We start from the raw sequence: 20096 nt of genomic DNA, 5'->3' as shown, positions 1-20096 counted from the left end.
ATTAATCGGGGCATAATATATGGATGAAAATTTAATGATGATATGGCAGAGGTGCCTTCAGTTCATGCGCGATAATCTTAACGCAGCTGAAGATAGTTCTGACCTTAAAAAACTTGAAAAATCTTTCGACCTTTTGTTCGATAAGGTGCAACCGCTTTCGTTGGTGGACAATAACCTTACGCTGATCGTCCCGAGTGATTTTTACAAGGAATATATAGAGGATAATTACTTGTCCCTTCTTTCGGCTGCCCTGAAAAAAAATATCGGAAAAGGAGTAAAGTTATGGTATTCTGTAATCGAAAACAAACCTACGGGTGTGGACAAGCCGATTACCATGAATATGAAAGGTAAAAGTACGCCTACCCCGAAAGTACAGGAGACGATGCCGCAAGGTTTTTCATCCAATATCGTCAACCCTTTTGTTGTTCCCGGAATTAAGAAAGTAAATATCAATTCCAACCTGAAATCAGATTTTTCTTTTGATAATTATATAGAAGGAGAAAGTAATAAATTTGCAGCTACCGTAGCGAGATCGATTGCCAAAAGACCCGGTGCTACCGCTTTCAACCCGTTATTTTTATATGGAGGTTACGGAGTAGGGAAAACCCACCTGGGACAGGCCGTAGGTCTGGAAGTAAAAAGCCAGTTCCCGGATAAAATCGTTCTTTATCTTTCTTCCGAAAAATTCATCCAGCAGTTTATTTCGGCAGCCAAAGCCCATAAGCAGACAGAATTTGCAAATTTCTACCAGATGGTGGATGTGCTGATCATTGATGATATCCAGTTCCTTTCCGGAAAATCGGCTACCCAGGACAGCTTCTTCCATATCTTCGACCATTTGCATCAGAACGGAAAGCAGATTATCCTGACTTCCGATAAAGCACCGGCCGATATTATGGATATCCAGGACAGGATTGTTTCCCGTTTCAAATGGGGACTTTCCGCAGAGATCAAATCTCCAGATATTTCTACCCGTAAGAAAATTATCATAGATAAACTGAGCAGAGATGGAATCGTTCTTCCGGATGATATGCTTGATTTCCTGGCTGCAGAAGCAAAGACAAATGTAAGAGAGCTTATCGGAATCATTAATTCGGTAATTGCTTATTCTACGGTATATAAAACGGATCTGAGTCTTGATTTATTGAAAGAGACTATCAATAAGATCGCTGCGACCCAGAAGAAAGTTATCAATATCCCTTATATTCAGGATGTGGTGTGCGACTACTTCGGAATTAAAAAAGAGCAGCTTTTATCTAAAACAAGAAAGAGAGAGATTGCGCTTCCGAGACAGTTGGCGATGTACTTTGCCAAGGAGCTTACCAATTCCACTTTTACCAAAATCGGTGCTGAAATGGGCGGGAAAGATCACTCAACAGTAATGTACGCTTGTGATACCATTAAGGATGTTTCTAAAATCGATAAAGAGATTAAGAAATACGTGAAAGAGTTGGGAGAAAGGATCAGACAATAAACAATATATTGATTTAAATATTGAAAATGAAGAATAATTTTATTCTTCATTTTTTATTTAGCTTTGTAGCTTAATTAAGTTGAACAACCGTAAGTATCTTATACAATGAATATATTAATGGTTTGCCTCGGAAACATCTGCCGGAGCCCGCTGGCCGAAGGGATTATGAAGACGAAAGTTCCTGTGGATTATCTAGTAGATTCGGCCGGTACAATTTCCATGCACGAGGGAAAGCACCCGGATGCAAGAGCTATTGAGACCGCTGCACGCCACGGAATTGATATTTCAAAGCAGAGATCCCGGCCACTTACGGCAGCGGATTTTGAAAAGTTCGATAAGATCTACTGTATGGATATCGATGTGATGGCCGATGTGGTTTCAAAAGCCAGAACTGAAAAACAGCGGCAGAAGGTTTCTCTTTTCCTGGAAGTGCTGGGCGACCATGAAAATGCAGAAGTTCCAGATCCGTACTGGGGCGGACCGGATGAATTCGAACATGTTTTTCAGCTTTTGAAAATGGGCTGCGATAAAATCGCCGGACAGGTTTTACTTTAATAATCATTTACTTATACTTTAAATAACAAATACGATATCATGCTTTTTTTACTTCCTGCTTATCTTTCGGAAAATACATCGGTAACCCACTTCGCTCCTGTAATCAAAGATTACATCATGCAGACGGACTATTTCTTCGTGGAGAATGAGAAAACGGCAAGAAAAATGGTTAAGTTTTTTGCTCCTGAGAAAAAACAATCCGATCTGAAGCTTTTTCTTTTGGATAAATACACGGAAAATGCAGATATTAAAGAAGCGCAGGAACTGATGCTGAAAGGGCAGGACTTCGGGTTGCTTTCCGAAGCCGGGCTTCCCTGTATTGCTGATCCGGGAAATCTGATAGTGAAATGGTGCCATGAGAAAAATATCAGGGTCATTCCCATTTCCGGTCCGTCATCGATTATTCTGGCGTTAATTTCAAGCGGATTCAACGGTCAGGAATTTATCTTCAACGGCTACCTTCCGATTGACAGAGGGGAAAAGAAAAAACAGATCCTACAACTGGAAGCTCAGGTTCAGAAAACCGGCTATTCGCAGATCTTTATGGAAACACCGTACCGGAACAACCCGCTTTTTGAGGACCTGACGAAGTTTCTGTCACCCAATACCAAGCTCTGCATTGCCGCGAACATCAACGATCCTGAACACGAATTCATCAAAACAAAAACCATCAAAGACTGGCAAAAGCAAAAACCGGAACTTCATAAGATCCCGGCGGTGTTTGTGCTGGGAAAATAGGATTTTAGAGTCTCACGCAGATTTTGCAGATGCCGCAGATTTTTTATTGTTGAAAATAATTTAATTCTGATGGATGCCTACTATTGAATCTTTGACTGATCTTTACCCATTAAAGATAATATGTTAAATAATCTCACGCAGATTTTGCAGATATCGCAGATTTTTAATTATTTTAAGTAATTTTATTCTAGTAATGCTTGTAAAGTATTTAGTTTAAATACATTGAACGTGTCCACTATTAAAATTAATCTGCGCAATCTGCAAGATCTGCGTGCGAAATTACAAGTTATAAACAACTCTTTTAATTCCATCAAGAATATTCGTTGTATTAAAATTTACAAGCAACCCAAGCCTTTTATCAGAAAGTTTCAGATAAGTTAGTAATTGCTTATAATGAATTTCTTCAAGATTTTTTACTGATTTTAATTCTAAAATGACCTTGTTTTCGACGAGAATATCTACCCTAAAGTTTAAATCAAATTTTTTGTTATCATAAACTACAGGAACTGGCAGTTCTGACTTTATCTCTAAGTCATTTTCTTCAAGTTCATAAATTAAAATTTTTTGGTATACACTTCTAAAAGACCAGGACCAAGGCTATTGTATACGTTGAAGATACATTTTCTTATAAGATAAGAAATTTCATTTTCATTCATTTGTTTTTTATGTAAAATAAAGAAAATATTTTATTTTTATCAAATGAAAAAAAGTCTTTTAGCCTTTACATTAGCTCCGTTTCTGATCTTTGCCCAGGAAGTACCCAAACTTACCGACGAAATGGCCGTTAAATTATCTGAGAAACCACTTCATTGCATCAATCAGGAATATCCGAATAAGACGGTACATATCATCAATACGGCAAATGAGGTTTCGCTAAGCCCAAAAGATCTGCATCCCAGTTTTTATGGCTGTTTCGATTGGCACAGCTCGGTTCACGGGCATTGGATGCTGGTGCGTCTGCTGAAGACAAAGCCTAATTTATCCGTAGCGAAAGACATTGAAGCGATTCTTGAAAATTCATTTAAAAAAGAAAACCTTCAGACCGAAGCTGATTATTTTACCAAGTACCAGTTAACCGGAACCTTTGAGAGAACCTACGGCTGGGCGTGGCTTTTAAAGCTGGATGAAGAGCTGGCTACCTGGAATGATCCTAAGGCTAAAATCTGGCATCAGAATTTAAAACCGTTAACCGATAAAATCCTGAGTTCCTGGAAAACTTTTTTACCTAAACAGACGTATCCTAATAGAACGGGCGTCCACCCAAATACGGCATTTGCCATGGTTTTTGCACTGGATTGGGCCCGCGCAACCGGTGATAAAGAGTTTGAGAAACAACTTGTTGAAAAAGCTAAATATTTTTACCTGAACAATACCAAAACGCCCGCTTATCTGGAGCCGGACGGATCGGATTTCTTTTCGCCCAGCCTGGAAATTGCTGATCTGATGCGGAGGGTATTGCCACAGAAAGAATTTGTTTCCTGGCTGAATAAATTTTACGATAAAAAAAGCCTTGAAAATATCGAAAAAATTCCGGTGGTAAGCGATCTGTCGGATTACCAGACGGTTCATTTGGTGGGGCTGTCCTTTACCAGAGCGTGGTGCATGAAAGGCATTGCCCAATCACTTCCCGCCCATCACCCTTTGAAAAACGAATTTGAGAAAACAGCGGTCCGGTTTTTAAACAATGGATTGCCTTTGCTTTTTCAGGGAAACTATGGCGGAGACCATTGGCTCGCCAGTTTTGCCGTTTATGCTTTGGAAGATTAATAAAGAATCGGAAGAGACCAAGTAGTAATATCCGCTTAAATTATTTTGTTATAAACCGTGAAGGCAGACAAAGTTTATTCCTAATACAATGTTTAATTGTAAGAAAACAAAAGCATTTCGTGTATAAAAGAAATGTAAAAATAAAAAAAATCCAGGGATAAACTAAAAGCTAATCAGAGCATTAACTTTCATTACTCATTACTCATTACTCATTACTCATTACTCATCCCTAATACCTGATTCCTAATTTCTTCAAAACAAAGCTCAGGAGCCAGATCGGACCGACCAACAGGAACTGTAAGTCTTTCAGGAAGGAGGGCTTTTTGCCTTCGATCTTGTGGCCGACAAACTGTAAAATCCAGGTGGCAATAAAAACAGAGAGGTAAACCATCCAGGAATCTCCTTTGAAGCGGATATTGATTCCGTAAGCGAAGCTTTCCATTAAAATCATAACGAAAAACATGATCAGACTGATCAATACAGAAAGCCTCATGTAAAAAACTGTAACCAGGCCGATGGCAATAAAACTGACATAACTGATTTCCCCGATATACCGGAACCCGATTGATTTGGAGGGTACGATAGAAATAAAACCAAGGATGGTCCAGAAAATCAGCGGAACACAGATCCAGTGAATCAGCTTGTTGGTAGAATTCCTGTGGCTTTCGGCATATTCAGCAAACAGTAAATCGATCTTTCTCATATCAGTAATTTGGAAAACACTAAAATAATAAATTTTTGCAATCGCTGAACAGATTGCTTACATTTGTCTTATGTCTATCCTGGAAAAATTCGGCGTTGAAATTTTTACGCAACATAATATTTTCGAGAGAATTGCTGTCGATAAGCCTTTCCGTCCTGATAATCCGGCATTTATCTTTGTGAGAAGCGGCACCATCAGGCTCAAGCAGCATTTCCGGGATCTGGAGCTTTCTGCCAATATGTTTATGGTGACCGATCCGCAGACGGTTTACGAAATGATTTCTGTGAGCGACGATTTCCAGTCGAGGATGGTTTCTTACAAAAGGGAATTCATTTCAACGTTATCCTTAAAGTTTAACCGGTTGATTACCTACCGCTATTTCAGGCAGCAGATGAATATCGGGGTGCCTTTTGAGCCTGCCGAAATGGATGTGGTGTGGAAGAGCGTTAATTTTCTGAAATACATCCTGGATTCGGAGACGGAGATGACGTATAAAAAAGAGATCGTGGAACATCTGTTCTCCGTATTCTGCTATCAGATGGCCGGAATTATTTCGAAAGAGGACAGCAATTCCATGAGCCAGATGTCGAGACAGGAAGAAATTGTTTTCATTTTCCTGAATGACCTGTCAAAATATCACCAGACCCAACGAAGTCTTGAATTTTATGCTCAACGTCAGTCTATGACAACCAGACATCTTTCGGCGGTGGTAAAAGATATTACGGGAAAGTCTGCGAGCCAGGTCATTGCACTGATTGTAGCGAACGAGGCTAAAGTGTTGCTGAATTCGTCCAGTAAGCCTGTTTCCGAGATTTCTTCCATACTTGGTTTCAGCGATCCGTATTCTTTTTCACACTTTTTCAAAAAACACCTGGGAGAAAGTCCTTCCGATTACAGAAAGCAGTTCGAAAGCTGAAATCTTACATTTGAACATCTTTTTCCAGTTCTTAAACATTTGTTTGAGTTTGTAGCTGTCCTACCTTTGTATCTGTAAAACAAGGTAACATGGTAAAGAACATAAAAACAGCACTGTCACTCGTGATAGGGTTATTTCCTGCGCTGTTTTTTTCACAGGAAATAAGGCAGATGACCGCAGACGAAGCGGCCGGACTTGCCGTACAGAATCATCAGCAGTTAAAAGTTTCCGCACAAAACATCGATATTGCAAGGCAGAATAAAGAAATCGTAAAACTTCAGAAATTACCCGCGATAACGGCTTCGATGAGCCAGTTTTATCTGGGTGACGCATTGGCTATTGATAAAGATTTTTCCAACACAACCACTATTGCGATGCCACACTACGGAAGTTCATACGCGGTACAGGCTACCCAACTGATCTTTAAAGGAGGATTGGTCAACAGATCAATAGAAATGGCCGGGCTCCGCGAACAGCTTTCCGAGCTTGATCTGGAAAAGAATAAACAGGATGTGAAGTTTCTCGTAATTTCCAATTACCTGGATGTCTATAAAATTATCAACCAGCAGAAAGTTTTTGAGAACAACAAAAAACTCGCCCAGGAAAGGCTGAAAAATATCCAGAAATTCTATCAGCAGGGGATGGTTACCCGGAATGAGGTCATCCGTGGTGAATTGGCCATCAAAAACCTGGACCAGGGGATTTTAACTTTAATCAACAACAGAAAGATCCTGAATTACAATCTGAATATTGCTTTAGGATTACCGGAAGATACCGAAATTATTCCGGTTGAGAGCCTAGAAATAAAAGAGGCCGGAATCGGAATGCCGTATTACCTGAACCTCGCCCACGAAAGTAATCCTTTACTGAAGTCTGCCAAGACCAACATCGAAGTTGCCGATAAGAACATCGAAATTATCAAGACCGATAAGATGCCTACCATCGCCGGTTTCGGAGGGTATTCTGTTCAACGGCCCATTACCACACGGAATCCCGTCCTGGATATGTATGCAGGCGGATGGCAGACCGGGATCTCTCTCAGCTATAATATCGATAACCTGTATAAAACGAAGGAAAGGGTAAAGCTGGGTGAAATTCAGAAAAACCAGGCGGGTGATGCCATGACGCTTACGCAGCAGAATATTGATATGGCGGTAAATGCAGCTTATGTAAAATACCAGGAATCGATCCAGCAGGCAGACATCCTGAATGATGCCAAAAAGCTGGCCGAGGAGAACTATAAGATTACGGAAGCCAAATACCTCAATCAATTGGCCGTACAAGCCGAAATGATCGATGCGCAGAACCAGAAACTTCAATCGGAGCTGGATTATGCCAATGCAGAAATCAATATGCTGTATCAATACTATAATCTTTTAAAATCTACCGGAACGCTATAATTTTTAAAACTCAAAATAATGGAAAACAAGAAACAAAATACAACACAGGCACAACAGGCTCCCGCTAATCCGGGAGGTGCAGCCAATAAAAAGGCAAGGAAGAAAAATAAAGCAAAAGCAATTATTTCCAATATCGTCGTATTTGCCGTGATCGGCTTCGGACTGTACTGGCTGATTGCCCAATATTTCCACATCGGCGACAAAACCTACACGGAAGCGGCGCAAGTAGAGGAATTCATCAACCCGATCAACACAAGGGTTTCGGCCTACATTAAAGAAATTAAATTCATTGAGCACCAAAAGGTAAAAAAAGGGGATACGCTTGTAGTTCTCGACGACCGTGAAATTCTAACGCAGATCGGGCAGGCGGAAGCAGCCTATCAGAATGCGCTGGCCCAGCGTGCGGCCACCAACTCATCGGTAAATACCGTTTCCAACAACGTGAATGTGATGGAATCCAATATAGCCGGAGCAAAAGCCAGGCTGTGGAATGCGGAACAGAATTTAAACCGTTATAAAAATTTATTGGCCTCCGAAGCGGTAACCCGCCAGCAGTACGACCAGGTGAAAACGGAGTATGATGCGCAGAAAGCGGCTTACGAAACTCTGGTTAATCAGAAAAGATCAGCTAACCTTTCTACTACCGAGGTGAAAAGCAAATTCGGAATTATCGATGCTGAGATCAAAAGAACAAAATCGGCTCTGGATATGGCAAAAATCAATCTTTCGTATACGGTAATCACTGCCCCTTACGACGGGGTCATGGGGAGAAGAACAATTTCCGAAGGACAGCTGATCCAGCCGGGACAGCAGGTGGCAACCATTGTTTTAAACCAGCAGAAGTGGGTAACCGCCAATTTCCTGGAAAGCCAGATGCCGAACGTGAAAATCGGTGAAAAAATGATGATGACGGCCGATGCACTCGGTGGAAAGCAGTTTGAAGGAGTAGTGACCGCCATCTCTGCGGCTACAGGGTCAAGGTATTCAAGTGTGCCTACCGATAACTCTACGGGAAATTTCATCAAGGTTCAGCAAAGGATTCCGGTAAGGATAGAATTTACCGGTTCCAATAAAAAAGAAGATATTGAAAAGCTGAGCGCCGGGATGAACATGAATATTGCGATTAAAAAGTAAGGCTGGGTGATGGATGCGGGAAGCTTGAAGTTCCAAAGTGTATTACATCCAGCTCCCCACATCCAGCTTCGAGCCTATATACAATTTAAATAAACTATGTACAATAAAGGATTATACAGCGATTGGGTGCCGAAACTCGTCCAGCTTTTGCTCATTGTTCTCCTGATGGCTATCGTAATGCCGTTGGGCGGAGTGTATACGGGGAACATCAGCTATATGGTGGGTGGAACCGGAATGCTTTCGGAATATTACATATGGGCCAACTATGCGACAACGATCGGGATGGGTGCTGCAATGCCGATTGTTTTAAGACTGAAAATGCGATTCAAAGTCCGGGATAAACTCACCCTGGTGCTGGTTTTGCTCAGCATACTGAATTATATCAATGCCACGACTTCAGAACCATCAGTCATTATCGGGAGTTCGGTGCTGATTGGCTTTTGCAAAATGATCGTTGCCATCGAGCTGTTTTTGCCCGTTATGGCAATGATCGGAAACCGGGGAATGTTTTACGGGGTATTTTATGCCTTTGTGCTGGTTATCAACCAGGTTGTAGGCTACCTGGCCGTAGAAGTTTCCATGCTCTACAACTGGCAGCAGTTTTTCATGATCGTATCGGTTTTATGTCTGGTTATGGCATTGATGCAGTGGATTTTTATGCACGATAAATACTTTGCGCTGAAGGTACCGCTGCACTACATCGACTGGCTGAGCATTTTGCTCTTCGTTTCAACGTTTATGTTCTCTGCCTATGTATTCGCATTCGGGAAACAGCAGGATTGGCTGAATTCAACAAAAATTATCAATGCAGGAATTGCCGCTTTTGTAAGCTTTGCTCTGTTGGTTATCCGCCAGACGCATCTGAAAAGACCTTATCTGTCATTTAAAATTTTCTCCAGAAACAATGTACTTCACGGTTTGTTTATGCTGCTTTGTCTGGGCATGTTTATGGCAACGGCCTCCGTTCAGAATATCTTTGCCGTCGGTGTCCTGGGGTATGATCAGCTAACCAATGCCCGACTGAACCTGTTGATGATCCCTGGGATTCTGCTTGCCGGAGCCATCGCTGTTTTCTGGTTTAAAAAAGACAAGCCTTTAAAGATGTATATCTTTTCCGGGTTTGCAGCCATGGTGGGATATTCAATCATTATGTATTTCTCGATGGTACTGGAATTTAATTATGAAAACTGGTATCTGCCGTTGTTTTTAAAAGGCTTTGGAATGACGGCATTGTTTATCTCGGTCTGGTATTATACGCTGGATAAACTGGAGCTGGACGATATGCTGGCGGCCATCGGCCTGGCTTTGGTTTGGCGGACCTTTCTAACGATCGGTTTGTTTTCAGCCTTATTTTCGTGGTTTCAATACCGTTTTCAAGTGGTAAGTTTGGGAGACCTCGCCGTGTATATGGACGGAATGACGGTCACTTCCCAGAATGTTGCAGCCAACCTGAAAACCATCCAGCTGAATGCCATTCTTGCGGCCAACAAAAAGATCTTCGGCTACATCGTTGTGGCCGGTTTCGGAATTCTGGGATATGTTTTAACCCATCATTTCGGCAGAGAGCGCTTTATCTCCGCAAGATTTGTAAGACTGCTGAGCGGAAAATCGGTTATCGCCCGAAAACGCCTGATGGAAAGAAAAAGATTATCGGAAGAAATAAAAGATGCGGCAGGACCTGCATTATAAAGAAACCTTGTTTTTCATTCAGCAAAGCTCCATCTTACATCGTAAAGTGGGGCTTTGCGTTTATAGTAATATAATTTTCCTATTAACCCATACCCATTACTTATTACTCATCATTATGAGGAGCTTTTTCCCGCTTTCTGCTGTATCTTTTTTCTCCATGCTTAACCCACACCGAAAAAAGGATGCCGCGCCAATCGGGGCTAGGGAGCAGGACAGGTGATTTCGAGAGCCTCAATCACCACAGAAACATCAGGATGATCAAAGCGGATTAAATGGAAAAATTGGTAAAGGATACACTGGTCTGGTCAAATAGTCCATGATAAAAATTCAAACCTTATCTTTGCAGTTTAAATAAAACTATGAAAGATCTAATGGGCAAGGCCATCTGGGATTATTACCACAACGAAAATCCCGAAGACCTGCAGACCGAAACTTCCATTTCCGAACTGGATGAACTTCCGGTAAACTATCTCTTCCGTGATTTTAATCAGATGAATAAGATCGAGCAGAAAGCTCTGAAACTTGCTCAGGGAAAGGTTCTTGATATTGGGGCAGGAGCAGGTTCTCACGCTTTGTATCTCCAGAACGAAAGAAACCTGGACGTTACCGCACTGGATATTTCCCCCAAATCTATCGAAGTATGTAAGCTGAGAGGCATTAAAAAAGCAGTTGCTGAAAACATGCTTTATTTTTCGGAGGGGACATTTGATACCATTCTCCTGTTGATGAACGGAACGGGGATTTTCCAGAGCCTTCAGGTGATCGATATTTACCTGAAAAAATTATATTCTTTACTAAATGCAAAAGGCCAGGTCTTAATCGACAGTACCGATATTCTTTATATGTTTGACGAGGATGAAGACGGCGGCGTTTATATTCCTGCAGAAGGATACTACGGTGAACTGGATTACATCGTGCATTATAAAGGAGAATCCGAAGATCCGATCAAATGGCTGTATCTCGATTTCAATACCTTAAAAAATGCAGCTGAGAATAATGGATTTAAAATTGAGAAAATTTTGCAGGAAGAAGATTCTTACCTGGCCAAAATAACGAAGATATAAGATGGGGAGTACCCATAATAATTTATGTAACTGAAAAAAATGGATAACAATCCGATCATAATCGGGACTAATAATGAATTCTTACGGTAAGGAAGCTTCTTTATGGTTTCCAGCCATAGGAAATAAAGCAGTAAAAACCCCATAACGGCAAATAATAATTCGGGATTCCGGTTTAAAGCGGCTGCTCTTCCTGTGTTTTTTGTTTCATGCAGTAACGGAACAACAAAATATTGAAGGATAGAATACGTAATGCCAAGGAAAATAATGCAAGTACCTTCTCTGTATTTTTTTAGTTTGAAGAGATTCAGGCTGAGAAGAACCGCGCCGGACAAAAATCCCAAACACAGGCCGAAAAACATAATCAATTCTCTGGAGTGCAGCCGGATGGCTGCAGGATCGTCAGTAATGTGATCTTTCTGCAATTCTTCGTGCTCCAGTCTTTTACGCTCTTCGTCTTCATTTTTTGTTCTGATAATCTCCCGGATACGAAATTTTTCATCATCCGTAAAAATCCGGTCTCTTTCCTCGAGAATTTCAGCTGCCAGTTTAATCGCCTCCGGCGTAAACCGGCTGTCTTGCCGTAAGTACTGCTCGAGTTCGGGGTTGGTAAGCTTCTGTAAAACTTTTTTCTGTACCATGGCAGATAAAAAAATGGGCATAGATTGCCCATTTTTATAATATAATAATTGTAAAATTATCCGATTTCGATTCCGTTTTCTACATTGTTGTCATCCGGCGTTACGAAAGACAGTTTTCCATCCGGTTTAGTAGTCAACAACAACATTCCCTGAGATTCTATTCCTCTGATTTTTCTTGGAGCAAGATTCAGTAAAATCATCACCTGCTTTCCGATTACTTCTTCCGGGGTAAAGCTTTCCGCAATTCCGGAAACAACCGTTTTTACGTCAACACCTGTATCAACGGTCAGTTTCAGTAATTTGTCGGCTTTTTCTACCTTTTCAGCCTCTAAAATAGTGGCCGTTCTCAGGTCGATCTTCGTAAAATCATCAAAGGTGATCTCTTCTTTCATAGGATTGGCGTTAGGGTTTGTTTTTTTATTGTTTTGTTTTGTGTTTTCCAGCTTTTGGATTTGAGCTTCGATTATGTCGTCTTCAATTTTTGAGAAAAGAAGAGAGGATTCATTCATCTGATGTCCGGCTTCGATCAAAACAGATTTTGTCTCAACATCGCTCCATTTTGCTTTTTGAACGTTAAACATATTCAGTAATTTCTCTGAACTGAACGGCATAAATGGTTCACACAGCTGCGCCAAAGCAACGGCAATCTGAGCACCTACAAATAGAGAGTTTGCCGCTTTTTCAGGATTGTCTTTGATGGTCTTCCAAGGCTCTTCAGTCTGAAGATACTGGTTTCCGAAACGAGCCAGGTTCATTAAAGCTGTTAAAGAGTTTCTGAATTCATAATTCTCTAGAAAACCGGCAATTTCTCCGGCTGATTTATTGATTTCCTTTAATTCGGGAGCATTTGAATCACCCTCAGGAACAATTCCGTTATAATATTTATGAATCAGCACGGCAACCCTATTGATAAAGTTTCCGAATATACCTACCAATTCAGAGTTATTCTTTGTCTGGAAATCCTTCCAGGTAAAATTATTATCCTTAGTTTCCGGAGCAGAAGAAAGGAGTGCATATCGAAGTACGTCCTGCTGTCCCGGGAAATCTTCCACATATTCATGCGCCCAAACCGCCCAGTTTCTGGAAGTTGAGATTTTATCGTTTTCCAGATTCAGGAATTCAAAAGCAGGGACATTTTTCGGCATAATATAATCGCCGTGCGCCTTCATCATCGAAGGGAAGATGATACAATGGAACACGATATTGTCTTTTCCGATGAAGTGAACAAGATCAGATTCTTCGCTCTGCCAATAGTCTTTCCAGTCTTTCCCGTTCTTCTCCGCCCATTCTTTGGTGAAAGAAATATAGCCGATCGGTGCGTCAAACCATACATACAATACTTTTCCCTCCGCACCCGGCAAAGGAACAGGAACTCCCCAGTTGAGGTCTCTCGTCATAGCACGCGGCTTCAATCCGTCATTCAGCCATGATTTTACCTGTCCGTATACGTTTGGCTTCCAGTCGTCTTTATGGCCTTCAATGATCCATTCGTTCAGAAAGTTTTCATATTCATTTAAAGGGAGGTACCAGTTCTTTGTTTCTTTTAAAATAGGAACATTCCCGCTCAGCATCGATTTCGGATTGATTAGCTCAGACGGCGAAAGGGTAGAACCGCATTTCTCGCACTGGTCTCCGTAGGCATTTTCGTTCCCGCAATTCGGGCACGTTCCGACGATATACCGGTCGGCAAGAAATTCTCCTGCCTGCTCATCAAAATACTGCTCAGACATTTCTTCGGTAAATTTCCCTTTTTCATAAAGAACCTTGAAGAAATCCTGGCTGGTTTCATAATGCTTTTCAGAAGTCGTCCTGGAATATTCGTCAAAGGAAATCCCCAGATCAGCAAAAGATTTTTTGATGATCTCGTGGTATTTATCCACGATATCCTGAGGGGTAACTCCTTCTTTTTTAGCTCTTATGGTAATGGGAATTCCGTGCTCATCCGAACCGCAGATAAACGCTACCTCTTTTCCCAATCTTCTCTGAAATCTCGCATATACATCCGCAGGAATATAAACCCCTGCCAAATGCCCTATATGAACCGGTCCGTTTGCGTAAGGCAAAGCTGCCGTAATCATCTTTCTGTTTGACATTTATAGTAAAGTTTTGTAAGCTGCAAAGATAAGGATAATCATTGAAAGTTGAGAAGATAACACGATTAAGGCTTTTGGTGACAACCGAATTGATGATAAGGTTGTATTTAGTTAAACAATTGTTTAACTTTTTGTTAAAATTTAATTAATGTTATGTTTTGCATATTTTAGTGTAAATAGCTGTAAAGAAATACATTAACTTATTTAAGGCTTTAAATTTACATAATTTTATTTAAATTTTAATTAAAATTAAGTTAATTCTAATTTTTTTTTAAATTGCAGTCAGCCCTACACGGCTAAAATAACTACAACGAAACTATATAAAAATAATATTGTGAGAAACTTTACAACGGTATTAAAAATTGCGCCTGCATTTTTATTGGCCAGCGCAATGGTCCATGCACAAACGGACTCTACAACCAAAGAGAAAAAAATTGATGAGGTTGTTCTGGTAGGTTATGGAAGACAGAAAAAATCTGACCTGACAGGTTCCATTACTGCTGTTTCAGAAAAAGAATTTAATAAAGGAGCGATTGTATCTGCGGATCAGCTGATAACAGGAAAGGCTCCGGGTGTTAGAATTACGAATTCCGGAGGTTCGCCAGATGCTGCTCCTAATATCAGGATCAGAGGCGGATCATCATTTAGTGCCAACAACAATCCGTTAATTGTTATTGACGGTGTTCCTCTTGATACTAATAATCCTGCAGGGGTAGCGAATCCCCTGAACTTAATTAATCCGAACGATATTGAATCTTTTTCGATATTAAAAGATGCATCTGCTACAGCAATTTATGGTAACAGAGGTTCCAATGGGGTTATTATCATTAAAACCAAGAGAGGAGGAGGAAGATTAAGGGTAAGTTTAAATACCAATGTTTCTGTAGGTACTGTTAGCAGATATATTGACGTAATGGATGCTAGTGAATTTACCAACTTCATCAATCAGAATTATCCGAATTTCAATTATCTTTTAGGAGTAGGAGGAGATCCTAATAACAAAACGGTACCTGGAAAAATATATAATACAGACTGGCAGAAAGTAATTTATAGAAATTCCGTTTCTTCAGATAATAACTTAAGTGTATCCGGTAGTCTATTCAATAAAGTTCCTACCAGATTATCTTTGGGATACAACAGAACAGAAGGTGTTGTTAAAACAAGTGATTACGAAAGATTTTCTGCAGGTTTAAACATTACGCCCTCGTTTTTTGATAATCACTTGAAGATTGATTTTAGTTTAAAAGGTCTATTTTCTAAACTCAATGCGATTGATGATGGCGGAGCGATTGGCGGAGCACTTAATATGAATCCCACTTTGCCAGTTTATGTATCTGAAACAGGTTTGGGAGGTCAACCTTATGATAGATTCGGAGGGTATTACCAGAATGTTGTACTGAAAGGAAATCAATATCTTATCCAAGGACAAAGCAACCCATTAGCCATTCTTTTGCAACGTCAATCTCCGCAGAGAATCGCTAAATTTTTAGGTAACGCCGAAATTAACTACAAGTTTCATTTTTTACCTGATCTGAGGGCAGTTGTAAATTTAGGGTTGGAAGCTTCAAGGTCTAATTTGAAAACGGTTTTTGATAATAACGCTATTGCAACATACAGAAATCCGCAAAATTCGGTGGTGCCAAATGATTATGTTTTCAGTCCAGGAGTTGATTATGCTGAACATCAGAGTATTGTGAATCAGACAATGGATGCCTATTTGGTATATGAAAAAAGATATTCTGGCTTTCTTTCTCACTTCCTTGTTCAGGGAGGATATTCCTATCAGAATTTTAAAAACGATGGATATAAAGATCAATATAGATATGATGATGCAACCGGTCTGAGAGTTCCAAATCCTGGAACAGCGTTAAATCCTAATAACAGATATTATAATGTTCTGAATTTACAGTCATTTATTGGTAGAGCAAATATTGATTTTTATGATAAATACCTATTTACGTTAAACTTTAGAGCAGATGCTTCATCTCTATTTCAGAAAGGTGAAAGATGGGGATATTTTCCTGGAGTAGGTTTTGCGTGGAAAGTGAATAAGGACCTGTTTAACGAATCTGCAAATGTAAATGATCTTAAATTGAGATTAGGATGGGGAAGAACAGGTAATGCGGATATTGTAGGTGTTGCAGGATTTTATCCTTCAAGCGCTTACTTTTCAATCGGCGGACCGAATTCTCAGTACTTCCCCGGTGTAGGTACATATAGTGCATTACCTTTCAATCCTAATCTTACGTGGGAAACTGCTGAAACATGGAATGGAGGAATTGATTTCTCATTTTTCAGACAGGAAAGAATATCAGGTAGTGTAGACGTTTATCAAAGAAAAACAACCAATCTTCTGGCAAAAGTTAGTTTGCCACCTGGACAAGGTCTTACCAATGAATTTACAAAAAATGTAGGTTCTATAGAAAATAAAGGTGTAGAACTTAATTTAACCGTTGTTCCCGTAAAAACAGAAAATATAAACTGGTCTGTATCAGGAAATTTTGGATATAACGATTCAAAAGTTTTGAGTTTGGGAGATGTAACTAATCTGCAGGATTTAAGCAGTACTTTGCCTGTAGGGACCGGAGTTAAATTAGCAACCAATATTGTAGGTGGCCAGCCTTATTCGGCATGGGTACTGGAACAAGTTTACGATGCTAACGGAAAGCCGCTTGATAATGTATACGTTGACAGGAATAACGATGGCATCATCAATGAAAACGATAGGTATTTTAAGGCAATAAGACCAAGATGGACCTATGGTTTCAGCACTTCTTTTAATTATAAAAACTGGGATTTTAATGCTGCTTTCCGCGGGCAGATCGGTGGTCTTATTTATAATACAAGGAAAATTGCACAGGGGCTGAAAAGCTATACCATTCCTTCAAATTCTCTAAATTTAAATAATACATTGGCTTCTACGGCAGATTCACCATTTACCATTTCAGATAATCTTTACCTATCAGACTATTTCCTTGAAGATGCTTCGTTCTTAAAGCTGGATAACATTACACTAGGATATCTATTTAAAAATGTGTTTAAAAGTACCAATGTAAGAGTATACGCTTCCGTAAATAATGTGTATACCTGGACCAATTATACAGGGCAGGATCCTGAAAATTTTTCGGGTATTGATAATAATTTTTATCCGAGACCAAGAATATATACTGTCGGATTTAACTTTAATTTCTAAAAAATATTAAAATGAAAAATACTAAATATAAAGTACTGGCCCTTTTAACATTTCTTGCTGTAAACACTGCTTGTATAAACGATCTGGATACGCAGCCGAAAGTAGAACAGACTTTAGAAAATCTTCTTGCAGCAGATCCAAATGCAGTAGAAGGCTTACTTTCTAGATTATATGCCAGTTTTGCACTTTCCAGTGTAGAGGGACCGGATAAATCTGATATTTCAGGAGCCGATCCTGGTGAATCACCATTCGTAAGAGGATTGGTAAATTTACAGGATTTCACAGCCGATGATATGAAGAACAGATGGGGAGACAACGGCTTGGATCAGTTAACGACCACTTCCAACTGGACTTCAAGCAATAAATTTTTCAAATATGTATATGACAGAATTTACTATACAGTTCCGCAGGCAACCAATTTGATCCTTATTATGAAAAGTGATCAGGTAAATTATGCAAATAAAAATCAGGTGATCGACGAATTGAGATTTCTTAGATCTTTATCTTACTATTATCTTATCGATTTATTTGGTAAAGGCGTATTGGTGAATGACCAGAACTTTAATACATCAACACCATTACCCGAATCTTCAAGAAAAGATATATTCAACTTTGTAGAAAGTGAATTATTAGCTGTAGAAGCAACATTGCCGGTAACTAACTCTTATGGTCGGGCAAATAAATCCTGTGCGAGAATGTTGTTAGCCAAATTATATTTAAATGCGGAAGTGTATACCGGAACAGCCAGATATAATGATGCTGCTGTCTATATTAACAAAATTATAAATGAAGGAGGTTATCAGCTGGAATCCAATATAAGAAAGAATTTTTCATCAGATAATAATACTTCCAAAGAAATTATATTTCCACTGATAGCCGACGCTGTATCCAGCCAAAGTTTCGGAAATACAACTTATCTGGTAAATGGAAGTATCAGTACAGATACAATGGTTCCTGCAGATTTCGGGGCCAAGCAAGGGTGGGCTGGTCACAGAGCAACAAAAGCGTGGTATGGTTTGTTTGGAAACAGTATCGCAGATCTTCAGGCCAGTACTGATAAAAGAGCAAAGCTATTCTGGACACAAGGACACAATTGGGAGATGAATGATTATAAAGCTTGGACAGATGGCTTACCTTCAGATAAATTCTGGAACAAAGATTCTAATGGTACAGGTGGAGCAACAGATTATTCTTCAACGGATTTTCCTCTATTCAGATTGGCTGACGTTTATTTAATGTATGCTGAATGCGCATTAAGAGGAGCTTCTGGAACTACTGTTGCTCAGGGCTTGACTTATGTAAATCAGGTAAGGGCAAGAGCTTCGGCATTACCATTAGGAACAATTACTTTAGACAATGTTCTGGATGAAAGAGCTAGAGAACTTAATTTTGAAGGAATGAGAAGGCAGGATTTAATTAGATTCGGTAAGTTTACTGGAGGATCTTATCTGTGGCCTTGGAAAGGAGGTGTAAAAAATGGAACGGCTATTTCAGATAATTATAAAGTTTTTCCTATACCAAGTTCGGCACTTCAGTCAAACCCTAATCTTACTCAAAACGCTGGTTTCTAACCTTAAATTAAATTCAAAATGAAAAATATTTTTAAAATATTTCTGATAGGAATTATAAGTTATTTTATAGTTTCTTGTAGAGAAGATGATGACAAAACAATCCTTAATAATACTTCAACAGGAAGTCTTGCTGTAGATAAAACATCAGTAACTCTTAATGAAACCATTGCTGATCAGGCTGCGCTTACATTTACCTATACAAATCCATCCTTCAGTCCAAATGTAAGTGTTACCAATACTGTTGAATTTGCAGTTGCCGGAACTAATTTCAGTCCAGTGGCAAGCCAGCCCGTTTCAATGGATCAGAAAACATTTTCTTTGACACATTTGCAACTAAATGCAATTTTAACCACTTTAAATGTTGCTCCTAATGTTGCAAAACCAATTGAAGTGAGATTAAAATCAAGTTTGAATACAACAACGGCTTATTATTCTAATGTGGTTACAGTTAATATCACAGGATACACGCCAAACCCTGATCTAATTTATCCTAAAATTAATGTTCCCGGAGGATATGCTGGAGCAGCAGGATACGCAGACTGGAATCCAGCAAATTCTCCGAACTTGTTCTCGCCAACCAAGGACGATAAATATAAAGGATTTATTTATGTAACAAATCCTAATAGTGAATATAAATTTACAATCAATCAGGATTGGGCTGGAGATAAGGGTGATGATGGAACTTTGACAGGTAAATTGGTAGAAACGGGAGAACAAAACATTAAAGCAGCTGCAAAAGGCACTTATTATATTAATGTAAATTGGGCTTTAAACACTTATTCATCAGTAATTGCCAACTTTGGAGTAATCGGTGACGCAACTCCTACCGGTTGGGGTTCGGATACAGATTTTGTTTATAATCCGACAACAAAAACCTATGTTATCAACTCAATTGCTCTAACAGCTTCAGGAGTATTTAAATTCAGAGCCAACGATGACTGGGCCATGAAGTTCCAGCCGGACAATGGTGATCAGACATTAACTTCAGGGACTGCGGTAAAATCTTTCTTAAGTGCAGAAGGTACTGTAACCGGAGATCCGGCTTATAAAGTTTCGCAGGCAGGAAATTATAAGATCGAATTGGATCTGCATAACTCAGCGTACTATAAGCTGACCGTTACAAAATTGTAAAAACATAACAAATTTAAAACAGCAAAGTGT

General features: G+C 39.7%; 16 protein-coding genes. 12 read left to right on the top strand and 4 right to left on the bottom strand.

Annotated elements, in window-relative coordinates:
- Positions 1-19: 19 nt before the first annotated feature.
- The 3 genes from dnaA to QE422_RS15025 all read left to right on the top strand — a co-directional run bounded on the left by dnaA (position 20) and on the right by QE422_RS15025 (position 2767).
- Positions 20-1474: a chromosomal replication initiator protein DnaA gene (gene dnaA, locus QE422_RS15035; RefSeq protein ID WP_307460071.1), complete on the top strand. Its 1455-nt coding sequence runs from the start codon at positions 20-22 to the stop codon at positions 1472-1474.
- Between the two features lie 105 nt (positions 1475-1579).
- On the top strand, positions 1580-2029 hold the full coding sequence (locus QE422_RS15030) for a low molecular weight protein-tyrosine-phosphatase (protein ID WP_307460069.1): 450 nt from the start codon (positions 1580-1582) through the stop codon (positions 2027-2029).
- Positions 2030-2068: 39 nt separating this feature from the next.
- Positions 2069-2767 carry an SAM-dependent methyltransferase gene (locus tag QE422_RS15025; protein WP_307460066.1) on the top strand — a complete coding sequence of 233 codons (699 nt, stop codon included), beginning with the start codon at positions 2069-2071 and terminating at the stop codon, positions 2765-2767.
- A gap of 279 nt (positions 2768-3046) precedes the next feature.
- Here QE422_RS15025 and QE422_RS15020 read toward each other — a convergent pair whose 3' ends face one another.
- Positions 3047-3292, bottom strand: a complete 246-nt coding sequence (locus QE422_RS15020) for a GxxExxY protein (RefSeq protein WP_307462379.1) — start codon at positions 3290-3292, stop codon at positions 3047-3049.
- Between the two features lie 174 nt (positions 3293-3466).
- Here QE422_RS15020 and QE422_RS15015 point away from each other — a divergent pair, with 174 nt between their 5' ends.
- Entirely contained in the window at positions 3467-4534 is a 1068-nt protein-coding gene (locus tag QE422_RS15015) for a DUF2891 domain-containing protein (RefSeq protein WP_307460063.1), read from the top strand.
- Positions 4535-4763: 229 nt separating this feature from the next.
- Here the strand turns inward: QE422_RS15015 and QE422_RS15010 are convergent, their stop codons facing one another.
- Positions 4764-5237 (bottom strand): DUF962 domain-containing protein, encoded by a 474-nt coding sequence (locus tag QE422_RS15010; protein ID WP_307460061.1) that lies wholly within the window; start codon positions 5235-5237, stop codon positions 4764-4766.
- 70 nt (positions 5238-5307) lie between these two features.
- Here QE422_RS15010 and QE422_RS15005 point away from each other — a divergent pair, with 70 nt between their 5' ends.
- The 5 genes from QE422_RS15005 to QE422_RS14985 all read left to right on the top strand — a co-directional run bounded on the left by QE422_RS15005 (position 5308) and on the right by QE422_RS14985 (position 11440).
- Positions 5308-6153: an AraC family transcriptional regulator gene (locus tag QE422_RS15005; RefSeq protein WP_307460058.1), complete on the top strand. Its 846-nt coding sequence runs from the start codon at positions 5308-5310 to the stop codon at positions 6151-6153.
- A gap of 89 nt (positions 6154-6242) precedes the next feature.
- Positions 6243-7553: a TolC family protein gene (locus QE422_RS15000; protein ID WP_307460056.1), complete on the top strand. Its 1311-nt coding sequence runs from the start codon at positions 6243-6245 to the stop codon at positions 7551-7553.
- A gap of 18 nt (positions 7554-7571) precedes the next feature.
- Entirely contained in the window at positions 7572-8687 is a 1116-nt protein-coding gene (locus QE422_RS14995) for an HlyD family secretion protein (RefSeq protein WP_307460053.1), read from the top strand.
- 96 nt (positions 8688-8783) lie between these two features.
- Positions 8784-10376, top strand: coding sequence for an MFS transporter (locus QE422_RS14990; protein WP_307460050.1), 1593 nt, complete (start codon positions 8784-8786; stop codon positions 10374-10376).
- A gap of 359 nt (positions 10377-10735) precedes the next feature.
- Positions 10736-11440 (top strand): bifunctional 2-polyprenyl-6-hydroxyphenol methylase/3-demethylubiquinol 3-O-methyltransferase UbiG, encoded by a 705-nt coding sequence (locus QE422_RS14985; protein ID WP_307460047.1) that lies wholly within the window; start codon positions 10736-10738, stop codon positions 11438-11440.
- On the opposite strand, the gene QE422_RS14980 is transcribed toward QE422_RS14985, so the two are convergent.
- A complete protein-coding gene (locus QE422_RS14980) occupies positions 11413-12099 on the bottom strand; it encodes a hypothetical protein (RefSeq protein WP_307460045.1) in 687 nt (228 codons plus the stop codon). The genes QE422_RS14985 and QE422_RS14980 overlap by 28 nt on opposite strands.
- A gap of 35 nt (positions 12100-12134) precedes the next feature.
- Positions 12135-14171, bottom strand: coding sequence for a methionine--tRNA ligase (gene metG, locus QE422_RS14975; RefSeq protein WP_307460042.1), 2037 nt, complete (start codon positions 14169-14171; stop codon positions 12135-12137).
- Between the two features lie 334 nt (positions 14172-14505).
- On the opposite strand from metG, the gene QE422_RS14970 reads away from it, so the two are divergent.
- From QE422_RS14970 to QE422_RS14960, 3 genes are read left to right on the top strand one after another with little or no spacing between them, the layout of a single operon-like run.
- Positions 14506-17364, top strand: a complete 2859-nt coding sequence (locus QE422_RS14970; RefSeq protein ID WP_307460040.1) for a SusC/RagA family TonB-linked outer membrane protein — start codon at positions 14506-14508, stop codon at positions 17362-17364.
- An 11-nt stretch (positions 17365-17375) separates the two neighbouring features.
- Positions 17376-18935 (top strand): RagB/SusD family nutrient uptake outer membrane protein, encoded by a 1560-nt coding sequence (locus QE422_RS14965; RefSeq protein WP_307460037.1) that lies wholly within the window; start codon positions 17376-17378, stop codon positions 18933-18935.
- Positions 18936-18953: 18 nt separating this feature from the next.
- Complete coding sequence (locus QE422_RS14960; RefSeq protein WP_307460036.1) at positions 18954-20066, top strand: SusE domain-containing protein; 1113 nt, start codon at positions 18954-18956, stop codon at positions 20064-20066.
- The last annotated feature ends 30 nt before the right edge of the window (positions 20067-20096 follow it).

It is taken from the genome of Chryseobacterium sp. SORGH_AS_0447, assembly GCF_030818695.1.
GTDB lineage: Bacteria > Bacteroidota > Bacteroidia > Flavobacteriales > Weeksellaceae > Chryseobacterium.
Note: the sequence above shows the minus strand (reverse complement) of the source record. Positions and strands in the feature narration are given on the sequence as shown.

Coding starts and splice junctions, on each gene's coding strand:
- QE422_RS14995 (WP_307460053.1), top strand. CDS start 7,572: ATGGAAAACAAGAAACAAAATACAACACAGGCACAACAGGCTCCCGCT.
- metG (WP_307460042.1), bottom strand. CDS start 14,171: ATGTCAAACAGAAAGATGATTACGGCAGCTTTGCCTTACGCAAACGGA.
- QE422_RS14960 (WP_307460036.1), top strand. CDS start 18,954: ATGAAAAATATTTTTAAAATATTTCTGATAGGAATTATAAGTTATTTT.
- QE422_RS15025 (WP_307460066.1), top strand. CDS start 2,069: ATGCTTTTTTTACTTCCTGCTTATCTTTCGGAAAATACATCGGTAACC.
- QE422_RS14990 (WP_307460050.1), top strand. CDS start 8,784: ATGTACAATAAAGGATTATACAGCGATTGGGTGCCGAAACTCGTCCAG.
- QE422_RS15000 (WP_307460056.1), top strand. CDS start 6,243: ATGGTAAAGAACATAAAAACAGCACTGTCACTCGTGATAGGGTTATTT.
- QE422_RS15005 (WP_307460058.1), top strand. CDS start 5,308: ATGTCTATCCTGGAAAAATTCGGCGTTGAAATTTTTACGCAACATAAT.
- QE422_RS14980 (WP_307460045.1), bottom strand. CDS start 12,099: ATGCCCATTTTTTTATCTGCCATGGTACAGAAAAAAGTTTTACAGAAG.
- QE422_RS14965 (WP_307460037.1), top strand. CDS start 17,376: ATGAAAAATACTAAATATAAAGTACTGGCCCTTTTAACATTTCTTGCT.
- dnaA (WP_307460071.1), top strand. CDS start 20: ATGGATGAAAATTTAATGATGATATGGCAGAGGTGCCTTCAGTTCATG.
- QE422_RS14985 (WP_307460047.1), top strand. CDS start 10,736: ATGAAAGATCTAATGGGCAAGGCCATCTGGGATTATTACCACAACGAA.
- QE422_RS15030 (WP_307460069.1), top strand. CDS start 1,580: ATGAATATATTAATGGTTTGCCTCGGAAACATCTGCCGGAGCCCGCTG.
- QE422_RS15010 (WP_307460061.1), bottom strand. CDS start 5,237: ATGAGAAAGATCGATTTACTGTTTGCTGAATATGCCGAAAGCCACAGG.
- QE422_RS15015 (WP_307460063.1), top strand. CDS start 3,467: ATGAAAAAAAGTCTTTTAGCCTTTACATTAGCTCCGTTTCTGATCTTT.